This is a genomic window from Bradyrhizobium sp. USDA 4449 (genome assembly GCF_054056275.1).
In genome coordinates, this window is sequence record NZ_JBSRYD010000001.1 from 51,779 (window position 1) to 73,011 (window position 21,233).

The following is a 21,233-nucleotide window of genomic DNA, read 5'->3' on the forward strand; positions in this document are numbered from 1 at the left end:
CAGAAATATAGGCTCATTTCTGACAGCATGCAAGGTTTATCAAGCGTCGATCAAGCTAGCTAAGCAAAAACAGCAGCTTAGTGGACATGTTTGATATTCTTAGCACTTTCAGAATGAGCTATTTACGCGGTCCGAGAACCCGACGAAATTCGGGCTTTCCAAAGCCAGTCGCTTGCTAACGCAACGCGATGGAAGCTTTATTGTGGGGCGCCCATCGAGCAGCAGAGGCCCGAATGACCCGAATAGATCGCTACTCTCTGGCAACCGTGCCAATCCAACAGCTCTTCAACGAAAAGAGTCTGGGCAACGGCACGGGCTTCATCTGGAAGCGTGACGATCGGTTTTACCTCGTGACGAATTGGCACGTGATGACATGCCGCCGCTTTCCGACCGGCGAAAACCTGCACGATCATGGAGCACGACCGAACAAGCTTCGCGTTCTGTTCAACGTGGGCTTTCAACAATTTGGAAAACAAGAGCACCTGATCTCAATACGGGATGACGACAACAGGCCGCATTGGTTTGTACATAGCAGCCGACGGGCCGACGTTGCCGTGCTCCCGCTCCCCTATGACGGCAGCGACCCAGTATTTGCGTTAAACCCTATAAACGGTACTGAAGATCCGGACCTCTTCGTGGGAGTCGGGATGGATTGCTTTATACTGGGATATCCATTTGGCATTGAGCCTCCGGGATATCCCATCTGGAAGCGGGGAAGTATCGCCAGCGAGCCGGATCTCATCCGGATGTCGGGCGACTACATGCTAATCGATACAGCGTCGCGGCCCGGCATGTCCGGCGCGCCGGTCATCGTCCGCTCCTGGGGCTACCATCTTTTCGATGATGGCCGAACGGAGGTCGATGAATATGCGCGCAGCAAATTCGTCGGCATATATTCCGGGCGTCTGGCCGCCCAATCCTTTGAAGCCCAAATTGGAATGGTCTGGGGTGATTATCTGATCGACGAAATTATCGCAGGCCGCCTTCGTGATGAAGACTAACGATTTTGCACGGCTTGTTTAGGCGAAGGCGTCTGTGAGCTCCTTAACAGGATAAACCAGAAGCAACACATTGAAGGTGGTGTCAAAGGCTTCGGCCAAGCATTCATGCGCCTGACCGTTCAGGTCTGTCATCGAAATCGGAGTTGCCTTCGTCATTTTCCGCCCTATCGGAAGCACGCGACCGAGGGAATGCCGCCGCGTGATGACCGTATCCATCGGCACCCCCGAACCGTTGCGCGAACGACGGCGAGACCTCAATGCGCCGCACTTCGGCCTGCGATCCCGTCTCCGGATGATAGGCGATCGGCTCCAACACGTAGACCGCGCAGGCGCGATGATTGGTGCGCGCAAACTCACGGCATGAAGCATAGACGGATGCACCGAATGTGCTGGCGAGCTTCAGCGGCGTTCTGATAGTGAGTGCGTGGCCAGCGGCCATGTCGCGATATGCATCGCCCTGGAACATCACATAGCGGGCGAAATTGTTCGCCTCGCGCTCGAACAGATCCGAAGTATCGGGATCCAGCATTCTTTCGCAGTCTTGGAAGATGCGGAAAATCTTACGGTGGCTTGGAAGCTCGAGGTGGCCGGCCTCATGAAGCTTGAGGAAATTTTGCTTCGACTCGCGAACGGTGTGATCGATGTGGATGATGCCTTCGTCGGCATCGCAAATACCGAACACCTTGGAGATGGCTGACTTAACAACGGCAGCGGTGCGCTCCGCCTTACCAATCAGAAATTCCATGATGCGGCGCGGGTCGAAGGCGCTCGCCGGCGCGATCTTTATGTCCGCGGCATCAAGAATGTCGCCGATAGGTGTCGGAAAAACGCCCCATCCTGAGGCGCGGTCGAGAGCGCGCCGTGCCGCAAGCTGCACGGCGCGCAACTCGTGGGGGTCGAGACTACTATCGTCAGCTTGAACCACCAGGCTTCTTCCTGCTCCTTAGATAACCGAGAAATTCGATCAGCTTGGCTTCTTCCTCAGCGGTCAGATTGTGCTCGGCGAACGTCGCGACGCGGCCGTGGCGCTCCTGCGGGCCTCGACGCGCGCGCGTCGGCACTACGAAACCGGCTCGCTCCATCAAGTCCTCGTACGAAACGGCGTAAAGTTCGGCGAGGGCATTCAGAATATTCGGACTGGGGCGCTTGATCTGATCGTTCTCGATCTGGCTCAGATACGCGTTGGACACCACCTTGTCTGTCGCCCTCTCGACCTCGCGCTGCGAGAACCCGCGGTCGTTACGAATTGAGGCCAGATATTGACCGAGCGTGAGCTTGACCTCTGGCTCCTCGCCGTCGTCTGCCATCACTCCCTCCTGAAAGTCATTGATTCATCGAATGATTTAGACGCAACCGCTAGGAAAGTCAAGCATGCTTGGAAAATGCTTGATATTCTTAGCATGCCACCTTATCTTATCGACAGTCACCCGGCATGGTGTCGGACGCAAGAACCTACGGAAGGTAAACTCATGGAAAATGTAACGAGCGGCGGCGAAGGCCGCGATCACGGCGGCCAGGGCCAGGACGCGCGGGCTCCCGGGACGGATGGCCAGTTCTTCACCAGCGTCAACGGCGTGACGGTGAAGTTCAGCGATCCCGCCCCGAAAGGCGAGCACATCCTGAACAAGGCGGACCTCAAGCCGGCCGGCGACTACGCCCTGATCCAGTTGATGGGTCACAGCAGCCGCTCGATCGGGCTGGATGATACCCTCGATCTGCGCTTGCCGGGCACTGAGGAGTTCCGCGCCTTCAAGACTGACCGCATCTTCCGCTACACGCTCAACGGCCACGGCTATGAGTGGGGCACGGAGAAGGTGACAGAGCCGGAGCTGCGCGCGATTGGCCACGTGCACGACGGCGAGGTGCTGGTGCTCGATCGTGACGGTGCGGAGATCGATCTCAGCCCGATGGACGTGCTCGATCTCGGTCATGGTGGCACCGAACACCTGCACACCGAGAAGCGGCTGATCACGGTGTTCTTCGAGAACGAGCCGCGTGAGATCCCGCGCGGCACCTACACCACCGAGGAGCTGAAGAAGCTGTTCGGCGTGCAGGACGGCTACGTGCTCGAATACATCAGCCACGAAGGTCAGCTCACACCGTTGAAACCGGGCGAGAAACTCAAGGTGAAGGCGGGCATGAAGTTCTTCGAACAGGTGCCCTGCGGAGCTTCCTCGTGAGCGACAAGGCCAAGGAGTTCGCGGGTCTCAAGGCTATGCACGACAGCGCCGTCCTCCTCCCGGAGGGCGGCCAGCCGGTGGTCATGCTGCCCTCCTTCAGTTTCACCTCAGGGGGACAGAGCCAGACCATGGATCTGCTCCTCGTCCCCTTCGAGCATTCCGGCTACATCACGCGGCTCTTCTTCGAACGACAGATCGCCGGGCGTGGCGCAAACTGGAAGCAGTTTCGTGTGGTCGAGCGCAACTGGTGGGCGCCGTCCTGGAACCACGTGCCCGCGTCGATGAAATGGACGCAGATGCTGCTCGCACATTTGAGGGCTGTCGAATGAACATCCGTTTCAAGATCACGACCGCGCTGCTGGGCGCCATCCGAGACGACCTGCGCCGGCCGCACGAGTTTGCGCATGAGCGCGTTGGCTTTATCTCCGCCGGGCTTGCCGCGGCACATGATGAACTGCTGATCCTCGCGGGCAGCTACGAGCCTCTGCGCGACGACGAATATCTGCGTGCCGAAGGCGTCGGCGCCATGATGAGCGAGCAGGCGATCCGCCGCGCGCGGCAGCAGGCGATGGATAGCGGCACCGCGATCTTCCATGTGCACACCCATGGTCGCCGCGGCATTCCAGGCTTTAGCGGCGTCGACAACCGCGAGAACGCCAAATTCGTTCCGAACTTCGTGTCGGTGGTGCCGCAGTGCGTACACGGCGCCATTGTCCTGAGCGACACCGCTGCTTTCGGCCAAGTTTGGGTCGGCCGCGCCGGGCCGCGCCCCTTCATCACGCATTTCACCGAGGTCGGCATGCCGATCCGCGATTGGAGGGCCGCATGAGCCGCCTTGATCGCCAGAGTTTCCTTGGGGCTAACAGCGACGCCGTGCTGGAGGCTGCCACCATCGGCATCGTTGGCCTTGGTGGCGGTGGCTCGCATGTGGTGCAGCAGACCGCACATATGGGCGTTGGCGGCTACGTCCCCGCCGATCCGCAATCGATCGAGGACACCAACACCAACCGCCTCATTGGCGGAACGCTGGCCGATGTGGCCGCGAACCGGTCCAAGGTCGAGATCGCCGCGCGCCTGATCCGCGGCCTGAACCCCAACGCCAGAATCGTCCCCGTGCAGGATGACTGGCTCTCGGCGGTGGATGATTTGAGGCTGTGCGATGTCATCATCGGCGCGGTTGACGGCATGCGCGAGCGCGAGCAGCTCGAACGCTTCGCGCGCCGTCACCTTATCCCCTACATCGATATTGGGATGGACGTTCACGATCTCGGCGAGCAGGGGTTTCTTGTCAGTGGCCAAGTGATCCTGTCGATGCCGGGATGTCCCTGCATGAGGTGCTGCGGCTTCATCACTGACGAGCGGTTGGCACAAGAGGCCGCGCGCTATGGCGCCGCCGGCTCGCGGCCCCAGGTCGTATGGTCAAACGGCGTGCTGGCGTCGACCGCGGTCGGCTTGCTCACCCAGCTTCTCACGCCCTGGTACCCTCACCCGCCGCGCTTCGTCTATCTCGACTATGACGGCAACAAGGGCACCGTTACCCCGAACAAGCGCATGGAATTGCTGAAGGACCATGTGTGCCCGCATCACCCCGCGAACGAGACCGGCGATCCGCTGTTCGATGTGCGCAAGCAGACGTTCGCGCCGAGAGCCGCGCCGGCTGTTCCGGCTTCCACCGCGCCGTGATTGCGCGGGGCCTAGAATCGATTGGTAGCAAGGGGTGGATCGGCCGCCTCAGCCTGCGCAGTTGGCGTCCAATTCGCGTCCACATACAAGTGATGGAATTTATTAGATAAAATAGTCATGCGGACGACTTTTGAAACAGTCTTTGAAAAATCGTCCGCCCGGCTCTACGTTGGTCCACCCGCCTTTATTGCAATGATCGTGGACATGACCGAGCCCAAGAAAAAGACTGAAATCGAGACTGACCTTCTCCAACTCGCACGCATCGCGCTCTCGGGCCGCACGCAGGACGTCCAGGTTATCCTGCGGCGGTTTGCAAAACGTTATTCCTCCTCGCTCCCGCAGATATCGGACAAATTGACGTCGCTGTTGCAAGAACTGCCGACCCAGGCTTCACCGCTTCGGCAGGCGGACATTCCTGTGCCAGTCGATCTGGATTCGCGTCTTCACCTCCTGCGTGTTGAATTCGAGCCGCAGCCCGATCACGAGCCCATCTTCGCGCCAAACGTCACCGAGGCGCTAGGGCAGATCATCGCGGAACGTCGCCATCCACAGAAGCTGATGCGGGCCGGGTTGGATCCGACGCGCGCCGCCCTCTTTCTCGGCCCGCCCGGTGTCGGAAAGACCATGGCGGCCCGCTGGCTGGCGCGCGAGCTCGGGCGCCCGCTGCTCATCCTTGACCTCGCCGCCGTCATGAGCAGCTTGCTCGGCCGCACCGGCGGCAATCTGCGGCAGGTTCTCGAATACGCCAAGACCATGGATTGCGTTCTGCTTCTGGACGAACTCGATGCCATTGCAAAGCGCCGTGACGATCACGGCGAGATCGGCGAGCTCAAGCGCCTCGTCACGGTTCTCATTCAGCAGATCGACGATTGGCCGGCCTCCGGCGTCTTGCTGGCGGCGACGAACCATCCCGGCTTGCTCGATCCGGCCATCTGGCGGCGCTTTGAATTGCATATTGAATTTCCGTTGCCTGATCGCGCGGCCATCAGCCGTTTCATCGACGGCATGCTCGCGCCTCACTTCCCGGCTGTCGGCGAATGGAGCCAACTGCTTGGCGTCGCCTTCGCCGGCCGCTCGTTCAGCGACATCGAACGCGACCTCTCGGTAACGCGCCGGACGGCGGTGCTGGAGGACATCCCGCTGGATGAGCAGTTCGGCCGACTGTTGGCGAATGGCTCGATCGCCAAAAGAAAGCGCATCCAGGTAGCCGCGGCAATGGTTGAGCAGGGCCTGACCTCGCAGCGTAAGGCAAGGGAGTTGACCGGCGTCTCGCGTGACGCGATCCGGCGCCAGACAAAGCCCAGTAAGAAAAAGTTGGCGCGGCGACCGAGCAGAAAGGACAGCTCATGACCAAGCGGAATTTCCTGATCGGCAAGGGCGAGCGCCTCGTCGGCGACGTTCTGGGTGTCCGCGGAGGCGGACCAAAGAGCCATCCCTACACCTTCACGCAAGCGCGAGAGCGTATTACGCCCATGCTCGCCCGCGCGGTGCGCGGTATCGATCATTTGCCGGACAACGCCTGCCCAGGCGACCGCGCCGTTGCAACGATCACCCTCAATCCCGAGTACATTGCGAAATCATATTTCCCCGAGAAGTTACTCGATACGCTGGGTCTTGAAGCTGTCGGCAGCCGCCCTCGGCGCATCACGCCCGAACGGCGCTCGAAGGGCCGCGACCCGGAAGAAGCGATCACCACCGAGTTGTTCGTCATGGGGCCGCGGTCGGCATTCCGCGCATGGCGTGCGTCGCTGCCGAAATGGGATGAAGAGCGCAGCGGCGCCGACGAACTCGCGACCATCGAGCAGGTCGCCGCGCCATCGGCTCACGACAAGATCAAGGGCCGCTTGCCCAAGGCGGGAAAGGTCGTGTTCGAAGCCGTGCTCCACGGTGATGCGGGAAGCATGTCGAACGGCGTGGTGCCGATGTTCCGCGCGTATTTGGAAGAAATCGGCATCGACCAGGACCTCGAACGCAAGTTCTCGGCCGGCGGGCTTTGCTTCGTCGAGCTGGAAGCCCCAGCCGAGCTTGCCGATGATATTGCAACCTTTTCGCCGCTTCGCGCTCTTCGCCAGATGCCGACCCTGCGGATGCTACGGCCGACGTTCAGATCGTCACGGGTATCCATGGACGACATCGTCTTGCCAACGAAGGCTCCAATTGATCCCAAAATCCGTGTCGCGATCTTCGACGGCGGGATTCCGAAAGGTCATCCGCTGACGCGCTGGGTGAAGATCATCGAGCCATCGGGCATTGGTAAGACGATGCCTGACTTTCAGAAGCATGGCGTCGGCGTGACCTCTGCGTTCCTGTTCGGCCACATTGATCCTGCCAAGGCGCTCGGCAAACCTTACGCCGGCGTCGATCACTATCGCGTTCTGGACACGGCGCCGGGTCAGAATCCGCATGAATTGTATGAGGTCCTTGGTCGGATCGACCAGGTGCTGGTCGAGAAGCATTATGACCTCGTGAATCTCAGTATTGGGCCTCGACTGCCGATCGAGGATGATGACGTGCACGCCTGGACGGCTGTGCTCGATGATCGCTTGTCCAAAGGCAAGACACTGGCGACGATCGCGGTTGGCAATGACGGCGACAGTTCTGCCAAGGACAAACTCAACCGCATTCAGGTGCCGGCCGACTGCGTCAACGCGCTCGCGGTAGGTGCATGCGATAACCCCGAAACGCCATGGCAGCGGTGCACTTATAGCTCAGTTGGGCCGGGCCGTAGCCCCGGTCTCGTAAAGCCGGACTTCTTGGAATTCGGCGGCTGCCTGAAGCGGCCTTTTATCGTGGTCAGTGACGTTGCGGCCGGCGGCCTCGAGGCGACCGAGGGCACATCCTTCGCCTCACCGTCAGCGTTGCGCCTCGCCGCCGGTGTCCGGGCTCACTTTGGCGACAGCTTGAGCATGCTCGCCATCCGCGCGCTCTTAATCCATACGGCGGAGGGCAGCGACTTCGCTTGCGAAGATGTCGGGCGTGGCCGGGTGGCGAGGTCCGTGCAGGACATCGTGATATGTGATGACGACACTATCCGCGTTGTTTACCAGGGTGACATCGCGCCCACGCGCTATATCCGCGCGCCCATTCCGGTGCCATCGGTCCCAATCCCCGGTAAAGTCACGATAACCGCAACCCTGTGTTACCCGACCGGCGTTGATCCGCATCATCCCGGCAACTACACGCGGGCCGGTCTTGAACCAACCTTTCGGCCACACGATCAGAAGCGGAAAAAGCCTGAGCAGGTGCATGCCGACAGCAAGACTTTCTTCGGTAAGACCCAAAGCGGCTTGATGGAAGATGAGCTGCGGCGCGATGCGTGGAAGTGGGAAAACTGTCTGCACACCAGCATCGGCATTATGGGCAAGAATATGCGGAATCCCGTACTCGACATTCACTACAACGCGCGTCTCGGCGGGAAGAATTTCGCACCGGAAGAAAAATTGCCGTATGCCTTGATCGTCAGCGTCCATGCGAAGCAGCTTGGCGACCTGTACGACCGCATCATCCGCAAATACGCCGGACAGCTTGAAGCACTCCGGCCGGTGATTGAGGTTCCGGTCAAAGTGTGAGCGTTTGTGACGCACGCCACTTCAGGACAAACGGCAGCGCCATGATTACCGATACGGAAATCGAGCAAAAAGCTGACGAACTCGACATCTCTCCGCAGAACGTTGAGCGGGATTACGTCCACGGATGGCTCTTGCGCGAGATCTTCGCGCATCGGCGTCTTTCGAATCTCTTGGTCCTGAAAGGCGGCAACGGCATACGCAAAGGATACCTTCCGGGCACACGATATTCCAAAGACCTGGATTTCTCCTGCGAGAATGCGCTCAATGAGAACCAGTTGTATGCCGATCTGAGCGAAATCCTCGAAGCCGCTAAGGCCGGAAGCGGCGTTCAGTTCGCGATGGACCGGACACGCGTCGCCGAGAAGAATCTGAAGATCCCCGGCGTCCAGGCCTTGGAAGTGCGTATCTATTTCAAAGGCTTCTATGCGGAAGAGAGCGTAACCCTGCGCTCGCATCTAGATATTAGCGAATTCGAAAAGCCTTACCTGCCGATCCAGACACGGCCGCTGTTACACCCCTATTCCGACCAAGCGGCGTGCTCGAGCCCGATCCGCTGCCAAAAACTCGAAGAGCTTCTGGCAGCGAAACTGACCACGCTTCTTTTTCGACGCAAAGCCCAGGACTTGTTCGATCTGTTTTACTCGATCGTATTCAGCGGAGACTTTCCGGTCAGCCGCGCCGAGGTCGTGCGCACCTTTCTCAAAAAGTCCATCTACGACGCCGAAGCGCAACAAGCGCGAATGCAATTGCTTGCCGTCCCGCTTCAGCTCTTCCGCGGCCTTTGGGATGATCTTGTGACGCCAAAAGCCAGCCGCATCACGTTTGACATGATACAAGGGCGCTTCGGTTCTCTTATCGAAGAACTCTTCGGGTTACTCGAGCCGGTAGTAGCTCCCCGCATTATCGGCGGCGGTGTCCGGCCCTCCTTGGTACGCGCCTTCGGCTACGGCGGGAGCTTTATTCCCGCCGCGAGGCAAGTCATCATTGAAGCAGGGTGATCACTTACAATGATCGAAGCCGATTATCACGGCGTCCGGAGGCTCATGGAACCCTATAAGCTCGAATACAAGGTGCGTAAAAAGGACAACCGGGGCTTCGAATATTTCTGGGCCTATGATCGTACCGGTGGCCGCACGAGTGGACCTGGCATCCAAAGCTTCTTCTCTGACGAACTCAGAAACATCACTGCGACCAACCGATCATTCTTACCGCGGGATCAGGTTATGTTTTGAGGTCACGCGGCGCGATGAGGCCATCAAGCGCTTCGGGAGGACAAATGAACGACAAGCGCAAGCCGCTTCCGCCGATCACATTGTCGGGAATAGACGTCCGGAAGGATCGAGAAAAGCACCGTTTGAAAAACCGTTTTAGTTCGGTCGTCTCAAACGGTTCGCGAGGGTAAGTCCTTGAAAGACTTGGTGGGCGCACCAGGGCTCGAACCTGGGACCCGCTGATTAAGAGTCAGCTGCTCTACCAACTGAGCTATGCGCCCGAAAGGCGGTCAATGCCTTGCGAGGCCGGTCGTTTAGCAAAGCGATCCGGATATGGCAAGCGATGCGACGCATGTTTTCCAAGCTTCTTCCACAGCCCCGGAAACGCGAAAAGCCGCTGGATTTCCAGCGGCTTCTCCAGGGTTAATTCCCGCGGAATCCCGTTACGCTCAAAGACGCCCCTCCCGATCCGGGCCGTTATCGCGGTCGAAATGATCGCCGCCACGGAAGTGGTCCATGCCACGTTCCATCATGCGGCCCATGCCGCGCTCCATGAAGTGGTGCCGCGGGCCGTCCTCACCGTCGCCGAAGGGGCCGCGGTGGCGGGTCAGCAGGGCAAGACGCCGCTTCTGGCCGTCGTCGAGGGTCTTGTAGAGCGGATCGGCGGCGTCGGCGATCTTCTTCAGGGCTGCGGAGGTCGCGCCCATGTCGTCGGCGCGCTGGCGCAAGCGGGCGACCGGGTCATCCGGCTTGTCGCCATCCCTGTCCGCGTCCCCTGGACCGGCGTTCATCCGCGCATTGGCGCGGTCGAGCCGCAGCTTGGCGAAGTCGCGCACGGCGGCCTCGACCGGCGGCCACAGCTTCTCCTGGTCGGCATTGAGCTTGAGCCCGGCATGGACGGCGGCGATCCGCGCGTCGACCATGGCAGCGCGGTCTTCCGGGTTCATGCGGATGTGGCGGAAGTGCTCCATCCACGGGCGATGAAACTGGGCATAGACCGCTCCCGAGCCGGCGATGCTGAGCACGGCGATGGCGGCGATGGTGAACTTCCTCATACGAACCTCCTTTGGAAGGGTGCCCTGAAGATGAGGTGCCCGGGGCCAAGGCGCAACTTACAACTTGGACAGAGAGGGCGTTCTAACGAAGATGTAACGGCCGTGAATTTTGGTTCAGCCAGAACCGGAAATCATTCGCAACAAGCGGCTTCCGTGCAAACCGCACGGAAGCCTCATCGTCGTAGGTCGAGACTAGTTCGTCGTGCTCTTGGCTTCCTTCTGGAATTCGTCGATCAACGGCTGGCCGACGCGGCTTGCCGCGTCCTTGTAGACGGGCTCCATCGCCTTTCGCATCGCCTCGTCCTGCTCCGGCGTGAGCTTGATGATCTCGCTCTTGCCGCTCTTCTTGATCTCGGCGAGCGCGTCGTCGTTCTCCTTCTGCGACTGCGCGTTGTTGAAGTCGGTCGCTTCCTTCATTGCTTTCGACAGCTGGTCGCGGACGTCGGCCGGAAGATCGTCCCAGAACTTCTTGTTCACGATCACGACGTAGCCGATGTAACCGTGGTTGGTCTCGGTGATGTACTTCTGCACCTCGTGCATCTTCTGGGTATAGATGTTCGACCAGGTGTTCTCCTGCCCGTCGACCACGCCGGTCTGCAGCGCCTGATAGACCTCCGAGAACGCCATCACCTGCGGCAGCGAGCCGAGCGCCTTGAACTGCGCCTGCAGCACGCGCGAGGACTGGATGCGGAATTTGACGCCCTGATAATCGCTCGGCGCCACCAGCTTCTTGTTGGCGCTCATCTCCTTGAAGCCGTTGTCCCAATAGGCAAGACCGGTGATGCCCTTCGGCTCGAGCAGCTTGAGCAGCTTTGCCCCTAACGGGCCTTCCGTCACCTTGCGCAGCGTCTTCAGGTCAGGGAGGATATAGGGCAGATCGAACACCTCGAACTCGCGGATGCCGAGCGGTCCGAACTTGGAATTGGACGGCGCCAGCATCTGCACGCTGCCGAGTTGCAGCGCCTCGAGCTCTTCCTTGTCCTTGTAGAGCGACGAGTTCGGATAGACCTCAATCTTCACCTTGCCGCCGGTGTATTTCTCGGCGAGTTCCTTGAATTTCTCGGCTGCCTTGCCCTTCGGCGTATCGGTCGCGACGACGTGGCTGAACTTGATGATGATCGGGTCGGCGCTGGCGGGGCCGGCAAGACTCAAAGTCAATGCCGCAATGGACGCCGCGATCGCGAAGGTGCGCATGATCTCTCCCTGTTATTCTCTTGTTGTTCTCTCGGGCCGCCCAACGCGGGCGTCTATCCCCAAGCCGGGAGCATCAATAGCGACTCGCGCATTGAGCCGCTATCGGTCGTTCGCAGGGCTGCCATTCATGATGAACGACAAAGCCGCCTCTCCCGCAAACGGAAGAGGCGAAGCAAGCCGCGTCAGCTCGCCGCAGCCGTCGTCACGGTGTCGCGCTGGCGCTTCATGACGATCTTGTTGAGCGCGCCGAGATAGGCTTTCGCCGAGGCCACCAGCGTATCCGGATCCGCGGCGCGCGCCGTCATCGAACGTCCGTCGTGCGACAGCCGCACCGAGACTTCCGCCTGCGCGTCGGTGCCTTCGGTGACCGCGTGGACCTGATACAGCTCGAGCTTGGCCTCGTGCGGAACGAGACGCTTGATGCAGTTGAACACCGCGTCGACAGGACCGTTGCCTTCGGCCTCCTCGATCTTGATCTGGCCCTCGACGTCGAGCTTCATGGTCGCACGCTGCGGGCCATGGGTCCCGGCGATCACGGTCAGCGAGGTCAGCTTGATGCGGTCGTGCGAGGCCGCCATCTCCTCGTCGACCAGCGCCTCGATGTCCTCGTCATAGATGTCCTTCTTGCGGTCGGCGAGCGCCTTCATCCGCGTGAACGCATCTTCCAGCTGGTTGGGGCCGAGCTTGTAGCCCATCTCTTCCAGCTTGTGCACGAAGGCATGGCGGCCGGAGTGCTTGCCGAGCACCAGCGAGGACTGCTTCAGGCCGACCATCTCGGGCCGCATGATCTCGTAGGTGGAGGCATCCTTCAGCACGCCGTCCTGGTGGATGCCACTCTCGTGCGCGAACGCGTTCCGGCCGACGATCGCCTTGTTGTACTGGACGGGAAACGAGGTCGCCGCCGACACCAGCTTCGAGGCGCGGGTGAGCTGCGTGGTGTCGATCTTGTTCCAGTACGGGAATTTGTCGTTGCGCACGTTGATCGCCATCACGATCTCTTCGAGCGCGGCGTTACCGGCGCGCTCGCCGATCCCGTTGACGGTGCACTCGACCTGACGCGCGCCGCCGACGACGCCGGCCAGCGAGTTCGCAACCGCCATGCCGAGATCGTTATGGCAGTGCACGGAGAACACGGCCTTGTCGGAGTTCGGCACGCGCTCGATCAGCGTCTTCATGAAGTGGGTGTATTCCTCCGGCACCGTGTAACCGACGGTATCGGGGATGTTCACCGTGGTCGCACCGGCCTTGATGACGGCCTCGACGATGCGGCACAGATAGTCCATTTCGCTGCGGGTGCCGTCCTCGGCCGACCATTCGACGTCGTCGATCTGGTTGCGGGCGCGCGCGACCATCGCAACCGAGGTCTCGATCACCTCCTCCGGGGTCTTGTTCAGCTTCACCCGCATGTGCAGCGGCGAGGTCGCGATCACGGTGTGGACGCGGCCGCGCTTGGCGAATTTCACCGCCTCGGCGCAGCGGTCGATGTCGGCCGGATGGGCGCGCGACAGTCCGGCGATGATCGAATTCTTGGAGCGGCGGGCGATCTCGCTGACCGCCTGGAAGTCGCCTTCGGAGGTGATGGGGAAGCCGGCTTCGATGACATCGACGCCCATGTCATCCAGCAGCTCGGCGACCTCGAGCTTCTCCTCGAAGGTCATGGTAGCGCCGGGGCACTGCTCGCCGTCGCGCAACGTGGTGTCGAAAATGATGACGCGGTCCTTATCGGACTTGTTCGCGGGGGCCATTGCAAAATTCCTTTTGAGCTTTCGCGCCAGTCTGCCGGGCGCCTGAGGTATCCGGTGATCTCGACCAACCCCTGAGCGCCCAGGCGCGTTGCGCCCAGCCGGCCCTCAGGGGCAAGTAAGAAGAAGCCCGCCAAGAAGGAGGGTGGGCAGCAGCACGGCCGGGATCGTGGCGGCGGCCAGTGCCGCCTCCCCCGAAATCCCATCAATTTGGCCGCGAATCAGCATTGCCAGACCCTTTGAGCCCCGATCCTCGATCAAAACCGTTGACGGCTGGTTGCCGGGAGGCCCAGTGAGGTCGTTCTAGACGAGAAATGGCAGCAACTGCAACGCCAAAAGATGGTCAGGGGAACTGACCTGGTTGCCTCGGTGTCCAGGACGCGCTGCAACGCGGAAGCGCTGCGTTGCGACCCGGGGCACGAGAATGCTCCCCCTGAGATGAACTCTGAAACATCAGACACACCTACGCCTTCCCGCGGCGCGTTGCGCCCGAGTTTTGCTCGTCTCGTCACGCCCTCGACAGAAGGGCGCAGGGAAGGCCGGGTGCCGACCTCGCACCCACGGTCTGCTGCGCGAAAGCGTAGCGCAAGGAGACCGCACAGCAGCATACAGGTGCGGCCGAACACACGGCCTTCCCTGCGCGGTGGTCGGACGGCTTATGCCGTGCTCTCCCGGGAGCCGAATTCCTTCTGGCCTCCCTCGCCTTACGGAAGTTACCGGCACCGCGCCGGTTGGCGCCGAAGCCGCATCCGCAAGACTTGACCGTAGCGACGACGGCCAGGACCACACGGTTTTGCCGTACGCAGGCAGATCCCGCTTCGCCCAAGGGCTTGGCCGGACAGGCGCCGTTCGTCCGACGCGGCTTGCGAGGTGCTCACGAGGCTCGGCTCAATCCACTGCCCCGCCCTGCCACTCACATCCGCGACGGCGCCGCCCACGTCCACCGCAGCCCGATCCGCGGCTCGTGACGACGTACGACCGCCCCTTTTCGCCGGATCAGGATCGGCGACACATACGACAAATCCGAATTTCGGTAAAGCGGAATATTTTGGTGCGAGGTGGTTGACCAAGGCTTGGCTGTTTGCCAGTCCGCCCGTGCAATTCCTGGTAGGTCGGGTTATCCCACGCGGCGGGTGCGGGCCCTGGTCTCCCAGCGATCCAGCATCTGGCCGAGTTCACCGAGGGCGGGGAGCGGAGTGTCGTTGGTGTTCGCGGGCACGGTCGGGCTCAGCCAGTCCGACTGCGTGTAGCCGCCCGAGCGGCGAGCCGCGGCACGCCGTTTGCGGGACTTGAAATCGCGCGTGACATAGCCGGCCGCATACGCGGTCCCGAGCAACACGATCAGTGTGATGACACCTTGCACCATTGGCTGCGACCTTTCGTCCAAAAACTTCTGCGCAGCAATAGGGGCGAGGTCAAGGCTTGACGGGGCCCAAACTGGGGCCCGGTCGAGCACGACACGAATGGGTCGCCTCCTGCACGAGCGGAACAGCCATGCGCGAATGGTGCGGCATCGTCCGTGACAACAGTCAGCGGCGCCGCCGGACCTCGCCGGCGCCGTATTGTCCGGATAGCATCGTCGTTGAGAGAGGAACCATCGATGTCGAATCCATGCGCGTTGTGATTTGCGGCGGCGGCGTGATCGGGGCTTGCACGGCCTACTTCCTGCGTCGTCGCGGGGTCGACGTCATCGTGGTTGAGCGAACCGACATCGCAGCCGCGGCATCTGGCAAGGCTGGCGGCTTCCTCGCGCGGGACTGGTGCGCCGGCACGCCGCTCGATGCGCTGGCACGTCGCAGCTTCGCGCTTCACGCGCAATTGCCGGAAGAGATTGCAGGCGATTGGGGCCATCGGCCGATGAGCACGTACAGCGGCTATGTTGCGCCCGATCGCGACCCGCGCCGGAATGCGCCGTCCGTGCTCGACTGGCTGAGCGAGGGCATCGTCATCGCACAGCGCATCGGAACGACCGAGACGACCGCGATCGTTCATCCCAGGAAATTCACCTTGGCGATGATGAATGCGGCGATCGCAGATGGCGCCGAGCTTCGCCATGACCGCGTCATCGGCATCGTCCGCGATGCGGATGGGAGGCGCGCGAAGGGTGTCGAGATCGACGGCGGCATCATCGAAGCCGATGCCGTTGTGATCGCGATGGGACCGTGGTCGCTGCTCGCGGCGCAATGGATGAGCCTGCCCGCTGTCTATGGACAGCGCAGCCCGAGCATCGTGTACGACCTCGGCCCCAACGCACCCGCCGATGCGTTGTTCCTGGAAACCGAGATCGATGGCGACGCGGCGTCGATCGAGGTGTTTCCACGCGCCGATGGAAGCGCGCATATCACCGCGCTCTCCGACATCGCGCCGCTGCCCCTCGATCCGGCGACCGTGACGCCTGACAGCAATGCGATCGTGCGCCTGCAAGCCATGTCCGAACGGCTGTCGCCGCTGTTTCGCCCGGAGATGATCATGGCGCAGCAGGCCTGCTTCCGCCCCGTGACCGAAGACGGCCTGCCGCTGATCGGCCGGATACCGGAAAGCGAAGGGCTCTATGTCGCCACCGGGCATAATGTGTGGGGCATCCTGAATGCGCCCGCCACCGGCGAAGCCTTGGCGCAGCTGATCATGGATGGCGTGACACGAGACGTGAGCCTCGCGCCATTCGACCCGGGCCGGCTTCAACCGCTCGACCCATCGTTGCTGCAAGCGCGCTGAGCCTGCGTGACGGCTGCCTTGCACACCCGCGATACACTCGCATGCCCGCCGACGAAATCTGCATGCCTGGGTGCGGAATACCGGGTCTGCCGTGCCCGATATTTGCGCAGCTAGACTTTAGTCCCCATCGTACAATCCTGAATACAGTTTTACTTGCCGAGGATGCTCTCGCCGTTATAGTCCGCCCCAATTGCTCAAAGAAGCTTGAGTGAAGGGAGATAACAACATGAATAAAGCACTCTCTGGTGCATTGCGAAGTGCGTTTGGTGCGGCCGCGGCGGGCGCATTGTTGGCGGCCTCAGGTGCGGCCTTTGCGGCCGATCCGATCAAGATCGGCGTGATCGCGGAAGCGCAGGCGATTGCCGGCGCATCGATCCCGCAGGCGGCGCAGCTCGCCGCCGAAGAGATCAACGCCGCGGGCGGCGTGGACGGCCGCAAGATCGAGATCATCGGCTACGACAATCACTCCTCCTCGGCAGATTCCGTTCGCGCGTTTCAGCGCGCGGTGAACGAGGACAAGGTCAATGCCGTCATCGCCAGCTATATCAGCGAAGTGGTGCTGGCGCTGGAACCGTGGGCGGCGCGGCTGAAGACGCCGTTCGTCACGCCGGGTGCGGCCTCCAACGAGATCAGCAAGAGCGTCCACGCCGATTACGAGAAGAACAAGTACACCTTCCACGGCTATCTGACCTCGGCGGCGCTGGCGCTCTCGGTCTGCGACGGCGCCAAGGATCTGCTCGTCGACAAGCTGCACATGAAGACCGCCGTCATCATGAGCGAGGACGCCGCCTGGACCAAGCCGCTCGATATCGGCTACGAGGAGTGCCTGCCCAAGATCGGGCTGAAGGTGCTCGACCACATCCGCTTCTCGCCTGACACCACCGACTTCACCCCGATCTTCAACAAGATCGAAGGCTCGAAGCCGGATGTGATCATCACCGGCATCTCCCATGTCGGCGTGCAGCCGACGGTGCAGTGGAAGAACCAGCAGGTGCCGATCCCGATGTTCGGCATCTCGTCGCAGGCGACCAACGAGACCTTCGCCAAGGACACCAACCAGGCGGCCGAAGGCGTGCTCTACCAGGGCGTCTCCGGGCCCGGCGTGGCCGTGACGCCGAAGTCGGTGCCGTTCGCGGAAAACTTCAAGAAGAAGTTCGGCAACTATCCCTCCTATGCCGGCTACACCGCCTACGACGAGGTCTATTACCTCGCCGATGCCGTGAAGCGCGCCGGCTCGACCGACGCCGACAAGCTGGTCGATGCGCTGGAGAAGACCGACTGGGAAGGCACGATCGGCCGCGTCCAATTCTACGGCAAGGACGATCCGTTCACTCACTCGATCAAATACGGCAAGGGCCTGATCACCGGGTTGATGCTGCAATGGCAGGACGGCAAGCAGATCGCGGTCTGGCCCAAGGACGTCGCCAAGACCGAGATCAAGTTCCCGAGCTTCATCAAGCTCAGCAACTGATCGGAGACGCTCCCGGGACGACCTCCCGGGAGCTTCCACTTGCGGCCCCTCCCGCAGCACCTTTCCTCAAAGCGGCAGCCAGGCTGCCACCCGGCCAATCATAGATGCGAGCTTTCCAGATCCTGATCGATGGCTTTGCCATCAGCGCTCTCTACGCTCTCGGTGCCACCGGCTTCACGCTGATCTTCGGCGTCTCAGGCGTGCTCAACCTCTCCCACGGCGCGATCATGGTGGCGGCAGCGGTGGCGGCCTGGGCCGCCGCCAGCATCCTCGGCGTCGGCACCTATGCCGGCGCGCTGATCGGGGTCGGTGTCGCGCTCCTCACGGCGTTCGCCACTTACTTCGCGGTGGTGAAGCCCATTCAGGACTCCCGGCGCATTCCGAATGAGGAAAAGGAGATCTTCGTCCTCACGGGCACCCTGCTCTGGGGCATCATGATCCAGGAGCTGATCGCCTATTTCTTCACCAACAACGCCAAGACGGTGCTGCCGATCGTCGAAGGCGTCGTCGACATCCTCGGCGTCCGCACGCCGACAAACGAGATCTTCACCGCGATCGTGTGCTGCCTCGTGATCGGACTGCTGTGGCTGCTGGTGAACCGCACCCGCACCGGCAAGGCCGTGCTGGCGGCCTCCATGAATCCCCGCGGCGTGACGCTGCTGGGCCTCGAGCTCACCAACATCTACATCGTGGTCTGGACGATCTACGGCATCCTCGCCGGCATTGCCGGCGTGCTGCTCGGCATGTTCTTGGGGGTCAGCTCCTACAGCGTGGGGCCATTGACCGCGAGCGCGTTCTCGATCGTCGTGCTCGGCGGCCTCGGCAGCGTCTCCGGCTCGCTGATCGCAGCCTTCGTTGTCGGCTATCTCGAAACGTTGACCGCTTATCTGGTCTCGCCCGCCTACCGCACCATTCCGGCGCTGCTGCTGCTCGTGTTCGTGATGTACATCCGGCCCCAGGGCCTTCTGGGGAGGCGCTGAGATGGCTGGCTTCTTTACCTCGCGCCTGTTCTTCGTCTCGCTGGCGCTCGTCATCGTCGCGGCGACGCTGCCGCTTTATGTCTCCGGCTATGTGCTCGGCCTCCTCACCGTCGCGTTCTATTTCGGCGTGTTCGCGATGGCCTGGGACCTGCTGTTCGGCTTCGCGGGCGAAGTCAATTTCGGCCCGACGTTCCTGATCGGCGTCGGCGCGTACACCGCCGGCATCCTGAATGCCCAGTTCGGCTGGTCGGTGTACGCCTGCATCGTGCTCGGCGCGCTCGCTTCCGTCATCGCCGGTCTCGTGCTGGCGCTGCCGGCCTTGCGCGTGCGCGGGCCGTATTTCGGCCTGACCACGCTGGTCGCGGTCCTGATGCTGCAGAACTTCGTCGTCGTGTTCGCCGATCTCACCGGCGGCGAGATCGGGCTCACCATCCCCGACGTCATCACCATCAATGCCGGCGCCAACTACTGGATCGCGCTCGGCTTCATGACGATCTCGGCGGCGATCCTGTACGGGCTGTCGCAATCGCCTGTCGGCCTCGTGCTGCAAGCCAGCGGCCAGGATCCGGTGCAAGCAGGCGCGCTCGGCTTCAACATCGTCAAGCACAAGCTCGCCGCCTTCGTCGTCAGCGCGTTCTTCTCTGGATTGTCGGGCGCGCTGCTGGTGTTCTATTTCGGCACCGCCTCGGTCGGCACCGTGGTTGACGTCGCGGTCGGCGTCAACGTGATCGTCTCCGCCGTGCTCGGCGGCCGACGCACCGTGCTGGGCGCTGCGCTCGGCGCGATCTTCCTGATCGTGGCCGGCGAATTTCTGCGGCCGACCGGCGAGCTCGCGACCTTCATCGTCTCGGCGGTCGCCTTGCTCGTCGTCCTGTTCTTCCCCGGCGGCTTTCTCGGAGCGGCCCTCTCGCGCGAGGCTCGCTCGTAATGGATCAGAGGCTTTCCAACCGGCCCGTGCTCGAAGTCCGCGGCCTGACCAAACGCTTCGGTGGATTGACCGCGGTGAAGAATCTCGGCTTCGACGTCAATGCGGGCGAGATCTTTGGCCTGATCGGGCCGAACGGCTCGGGCAAGTCCACCGCGATGAAGAGCGTGATGGGCATCGAGCGCCCGACATCAGGTGACGTGATCTTCGAAGGGGAGAATGTCGCCGGCCTGCCCGCGCACAAGATCGCGCGCAAAGGCTTCGGCATGGTGTTCCAGCACTCGCGGCCGCTGAACCGGCAGACGGTGCTGGAGAACATCATGGTGGCGCTGCTGCCGGACAGCCTGTTCATGCTGTTCCCGGACAAGGCGCTGGTCGAGCGCGCCAAATGGATCGCCGACCGGGTTGGCCTGGGAGCCGTGATGAATCGCCGCCCGCCGACGCTGCCCTTTGCCGATTTGCGAAGACTCGAGCTCGCGAAAGCCATCGCGCGCGATCCGAAGGTGGTATTGGTCGACGAGCCCTTCGCCGGCCTGACCCGTGCCGAGGTCGACGTGTTCTCCGACCTGATCCGCAGTTTTCGCGACGAGGGCCGTGCGGTGATGCTGGTCGATCACAACGTCAAGAGCGTCGCGGCACTCGTTGATCGCGTGCTGGCGATGTATCTCGGCGAGGAGATCGTCACCGGCAGGGCCGACGAGGTCATGAAGAACGAGACGGTGCGGCGGGTCTATCTCGGCGGCGCCATCGAGACCCATGCCCGGCCGGAGACCAGCTTCAAGGACAAGGTGCCGCTGCTGCAGGTCGAGAATGTCAGCGTCCATTACGGCAAGGCGCAGGCGCTGGAGAATGTCTCGATCCATATTCACGAGGGCGAGTTCGTCTCCATCGTCGGCCTCAACGGCGCCGGCAAGACCACGCTGTTCAACACCATCTCCGGGTTCCTGCCCTACACCGGTGAAATCGTGCGCGGCGGCGAGAAGCTGCGCGGCACGAGCCCCGCCAGGATCGCGCGCAGCGGCCTCGTGCAGTGCCCCGAATCGCGAGAGCTGTTCGGCGAGATGAGCGTGCGCGAAAATCTCGATCTCGGCGGCCAGCATCTCGATGACGACGCAAGGGCGAAGCAGCTCGCCTGGTTGTTCGAGCTGTTCCCGATCCTCAGAGAACGCCAGGGCCAGATGGCGCAGACACTGTCCGGCGGCGAGCAGCAGATGCTTGCAATCGGCCGCGCCTTGATGATGCAGCCCCAGATCCTGATCCTGGACGAGCCGACGCTGGGCCTCGCGCCCGTCATCCTCGAGCTGCTCTCCAAGGCGCTCACGAGGCTGCGGCAGACCACGTCGATCACCGTGCTGCTCGGCGAGCAAAACGTCACCTTCGCGCTGCCGCACGCCGACCGCGTCTATGTGCTGGAGCACGCACGGATCGTCTGGGAGGGCGATCCCGGCCGCTTCGCCGCGGAGGCCGGCGCCGATTTTCTCTAATCACGTATCAACAACCGAAAAAC

The 21,233-nt window shown here is 61.9% G+C and carries 20 protein-coding genes and 1 tRNA gene; 14 read left to right on the top strand and 7 right to left on the bottom strand.

Translation table 11 applies throughout. The features are described 5' to 3' along the window. Positions 1–233: 233 nt before the first annotated feature. Positions 234–1,001: a S1 family peptidase gene (locus tag ACVIIW_RS00265; RefSeq protein ID WP_456698898.1), complete on the top strand. Its 768-nt coding sequence runs from the start codon at positions 234–236 to the stop codon at positions 999–1,001. A gap of 103 nt (positions 1,002–1,104) precedes the next feature. Here ACVIIW_RS00265 and ACVIIW_RS00270 read toward each other — a convergent pair whose 3' ends face one another. Continuing rightward, positions 1,105–1,926, bottom strand: a complete 822-nt coding sequence (locus ACVIIW_RS00270; RefSeq protein ID WP_456698899.1) for an ImmA/IrrE family metallo-endopeptidase — start codon at positions 1,924–1,926, stop codon at positions 1,105–1,107. After that, positions 1,913–2,308, bottom strand: coding sequence for a helix-turn-helix domain-containing protein (locus ACVIIW_RS00275; RefSeq protein WP_456698900.1), 396 nt, complete (start codon positions 2,306–2,308; stop codon positions 1,913–1,915). Before ACVIIW_RS00275 ends, ACVIIW_RS00270 begins: the two co-directional genes overlap by 14 nt. A 162-nt stretch (positions 2,309–2,470) precedes the next feature. On the opposite strand from ACVIIW_RS00275, the gene ACVIIW_RS00280 reads away from it, so the two are divergent. From ACVIIW_RS00280 to ACVIIW_RS00315, 8 genes are all read left to right on the top strand, one after another. Beyond that, positions 2,471–3,181, top strand: a complete 711-nt coding sequence (locus ACVIIW_RS00280; protein WP_456698901.1) for a multiubiquitin domain-containing protein — start codon at positions 2,471–2,473, stop codon at positions 3,179–3,181. Continuing rightward, the gene (locus ACVIIW_RS00285; RefSeq protein WP_456698902.1) at positions 3,178–3,510 is read left to right on the top strand and encodes a hypothetical protein; all 333 of its coding nucleotides are present in this window, start codon (positions 3,178–3,180) and stop codon (positions 3,508–3,510) included. The genes ACVIIW_RS00280 and ACVIIW_RS00285 overlap by 4 nt, the downstream gene beginning before the upstream one ends. Then, a complete protein-coding gene (locus ACVIIW_RS00290) occupies positions 3,429–4,010 on the top strand; it encodes a hypothetical protein (RefSeq protein ID WP_456698903.1) in 582 nt (193 codons plus the stop codon). The genes ACVIIW_RS00285 and ACVIIW_RS00290 overlap by 82 nt, the downstream gene beginning before the upstream one ends. Then, positions 4,007–4,864, top strand: coding sequence for a HesA/MoeB/ThiF family protein (locus ACVIIW_RS00295; protein ID WP_456698904.1), 858 nt, complete (start codon positions 4,007–4,009; stop codon positions 4,862–4,864). The genes ACVIIW_RS00290 and ACVIIW_RS00295 overlap by 4 nt, the downstream gene beginning before the upstream one ends. A gap of 117 nt (positions 4,865–4,981) precedes the next feature. After that, entirely contained in the window at positions 4,982–6,214 is a 1,233-nt protein-coding gene (locus tag ACVIIW_RS00300) for an AAA family ATPase (RefSeq protein ID WP_456698905.1), read from the top strand. Then, positions 6,211–8,433: a S8 family peptidase gene (locus ACVIIW_RS00305; RefSeq protein WP_456698906.1), complete on the top strand. Its 2,223-nt coding sequence runs from the start codon at positions 6,211–6,213 to the stop codon at positions 8,431–8,433. The genes ACVIIW_RS00300 and ACVIIW_RS00305 overlap by 4 nt, the downstream gene beginning before the upstream one ends. A 41-nt stretch (positions 8,434–8,474) precedes the next feature. Next, on the top strand, positions 8,475–9,431 hold the full coding sequence (locus tag ACVIIW_RS00310) for a nucleotidyl transferase AbiEii/AbiGii toxin family protein (RefSeq protein WP_456698907.1): 957 nt from the start codon (positions 8,475–8,477) through the stop codon (positions 9,429–9,431). A 9-nt stretch (positions 9,432–9,440) separates the two neighbouring features. Then, entirely contained in the window at positions 9,441–9,665 is a 225-nt protein-coding gene (locus ACVIIW_RS00315; RefSeq protein ID WP_456698908.1) for a hypothetical protein, read from the top strand. A 184-nt stretch (positions 9,666–9,849) separates the two neighbouring features. Here ACVIIW_RS00315 and ACVIIW_RS00320 read toward each other — a convergent pair. The 5 genes from ACVIIW_RS00320 to ACVIIW_RS00340 form a co-directional block, all read right to left on the bottom strand. Beyond that, positions 9,850–9,925, bottom strand: a tRNA-Lys gene (locus tag ACVIIW_RS00320). 168 nt (positions 9,926–10,093) lie between these two features. Next, positions 10,094–10,699 carry a Spy/CpxP family protein refolding chaperone gene (locus ACVIIW_RS00325; RefSeq protein WP_456698909.1) on the bottom strand — a complete coding sequence of 202 codons (606 nt, stop codon included), beginning with the start codon at positions 10,697–10,699 and terminating at the stop codon, positions 10,094–10,096. A gap of 192 nt (positions 10,700–10,891) precedes the next feature. Beyond that, on the bottom strand, positions 10,892–11,893 hold the full coding sequence (locus ACVIIW_RS00330; RefSeq protein ID WP_456698910.1) for a TRAP transporter substrate-binding protein: 1,002 nt from the start codon (positions 11,891–11,893) through the stop codon (positions 10,892–10,894). A 182-nt stretch (positions 11,894–12,075) separates the two neighbouring features. Beyond that, positions 12,076–13,638, bottom strand: a complete 1,563-nt coding sequence (locus tag ACVIIW_RS00335) for a 2-isopropylmalate synthase (RefSeq protein ID WP_456698911.1) — start codon at positions 13,636–13,638, stop codon at positions 12,076–12,078. Positions 13,639–14,752: 1,114 nt separating this feature from the next. Next, the gene (locus ACVIIW_RS00340; protein WP_456698912.1) at positions 14,753–15,001 is read right to left on the bottom strand and encodes a hypothetical protein; all 249 of its coding nucleotides are present in this window, start codon (positions 14,999–15,001) and stop codon (positions 14,753–14,755) included. 245 nt (positions 15,002–15,246) lie between these two features. Here ACVIIW_RS00340 and ACVIIW_RS00345 point away from each other — a divergent pair, with 245 nt between their 5' ends. The 5 genes from ACVIIW_RS00345 to ACVIIW_RS00365 all read left to right on the top strand — a co-directional run bounded on the left by ACVIIW_RS00345 (position 15,247) and on the right by ACVIIW_RS00365 (position 21,210). Then, positions 15,247–16,350 (top strand): NAD(P)/FAD-dependent oxidoreductase, encoded by a 1,104-nt coding sequence (locus tag ACVIIW_RS00345; protein ID WP_456698913.1) that lies wholly within the window; start codon positions 15,247–15,249, stop codon positions 16,348–16,350. A 226-nt stretch (positions 16,351–16,576) separates the two neighbouring features. Then, on the top strand, positions 16,577–17,821 hold the full coding sequence (locus ACVIIW_RS00350; protein ID WP_456698914.1) for an ABC transporter substrate-binding protein: 1,245 nt from the start codon (positions 16,577–16,579) through the stop codon (positions 17,819–17,821). Between the two features lie 104 nt (positions 17,822–17,925). After that, positions 17,926–18,801, top strand: coding sequence for a branched-chain amino acid ABC transporter permease (locus tag ACVIIW_RS00355; protein ID WP_456698915.1), 876 nt, complete (start codon positions 17,926–17,928; stop codon positions 18,799–18,801). Position 18,802: 1 nt separating this feature from the next. Continuing rightward, positions 18,803–19,729 (top strand): branched-chain amino acid ABC transporter permease, encoded by a 927-nt coding sequence (locus ACVIIW_RS00360; RefSeq protein ID WP_456698916.1) that lies wholly within the window; start codon positions 18,803–18,805, stop codon positions 19,727–19,729. Next, positions 19,729–21,210 carry an ATP-binding cassette domain-containing protein gene (locus tag ACVIIW_RS00365; protein ID WP_456698917.1) on the top strand — a complete coding sequence of 494 codons (1,482 nt, stop codon included), beginning with the start codon at positions 19,729–19,731 and terminating at the stop codon, positions 21,208–21,210. The genes ACVIIW_RS00360 and ACVIIW_RS00365 overlap by 1 nt, the downstream gene beginning before the upstream one ends. The last annotated feature ends 23 nt before the right edge of the window (positions 21,211–21,233 follow it).

Excerpts from the sequence above, each read along its gene's own strand:
- ACVIIW_RS00265 (WP_456698898.1), top strand. The coding sequence starts at position 234 with ATGACCCGAATAGATCGCTACTCTCTGGCAACCGTGCCAATCCAACAG.
- ACVIIW_RS00275 (WP_456698900.1), bottom strand. The coding sequence starts at position 2,308 with ATGGCAGACGACGGCGAGGAGCCAGAGGTCAAGCTCACGCTCGGTCAA.
- ACVIIW_RS00280 (WP_456698901.1), top strand. The coding sequence starts at position 2,471 with ATGGAAAATGTAACGAGCGGCGGCGAAGGCCGCGATCACGGCGGCCAG.
- ACVIIW_RS00295 (WP_456698904.1), top strand. The coding sequence starts at position 4,007 with ATGAGCCGCCTTGATCGCCAGAGTTTCCTTGGGGCTAACAGCGACGCC.
- ACVIIW_RS00300 (WP_456698905.1), top strand. The coding sequence starts at position 4,982 with ATGCGGACGACTTTTGAAACAGTCTTTGAAAAATCGTCCGCCCGGCTC.
- ACVIIW_RS00305 (WP_456698906.1), top strand. The coding sequence starts at position 6,211 with ATGACCAAGCGGAATTTCCTGATCGGCAAGGGCGAGCGCCTCGTCGGC.
- ACVIIW_RS00310 (WP_456698907.1), top strand. The coding sequence starts at position 8,475 with ATGATTACCGATACGGAAATCGAGCAAAAAGCTGACGAACTCGACATC.
- ACVIIW_RS00315 (WP_456698908.1), top strand. The coding sequence starts at position 9,441 with ATGATCGAAGCCGATTATCACGGCGTCCGGAGGCTCATGGAACCCTAT.
- ACVIIW_RS00325 (WP_456698909.1), bottom strand. The coding sequence starts at position 10,699 with ATGAGGAAGTTCACCATCGCCGCCATCGCCGTGCTCAGCATCGCCGGC.
- ACVIIW_RS00330 (WP_456698910.1), bottom strand. The coding sequence starts at position 11,893 with ATGCGCACCTTCGCGATCGCGGCGTCCATTGCGGCATTGACTTTGAGT.
- ACVIIW_RS00335 (WP_456698911.1), bottom strand. The coding sequence starts at position 13,638 with ATGGCCCCCGCGAACAAGTCCGATAAGGACCGCGTCATCATTTTCGAC.
- ACVIIW_RS00340 (WP_456698912.1), bottom strand. The coding sequence starts at position 15,001 with ATGGTGCAAGGTGTCATCACACTGATCGTGTTGCTCGGGACCGCGTAT.
- ACVIIW_RS00345 (WP_456698913.1), top strand. The coding sequence starts at position 15,247 with ATGCGCGTTGTGATTTGCGGCGGCGGCGTGATCGGGGCTTGCACGGCC.
- ACVIIW_RS00350 (WP_456698914.1), top strand. The coding sequence starts at position 16,577 with ATGAATAAAGCACTCTCTGGTGCATTGCGAAGTGCGTTTGGTGCGGCC.
- ACVIIW_RS00355 (WP_456698915.1), top strand. The coding sequence starts at position 17,926 with ATGCGAGCTTTCCAGATCCTGATCGATGGCTTTGCCATCAGCGCTCTC.
- ACVIIW_RS00360 (WP_456698916.1), top strand. The coding sequence starts at position 18,803 with ATGGCTGGCTTCTTTACCTCGCGCCTGTTCTTCGTCTCGCTGGCGCTC.
- ACVIIW_RS00365 (WP_456698917.1), top strand. The coding sequence starts at position 19,729 with ATGGATCAGAGGCTTTCCAACCGGCCCGTGCTCGAAGTCCGCGGCCTG.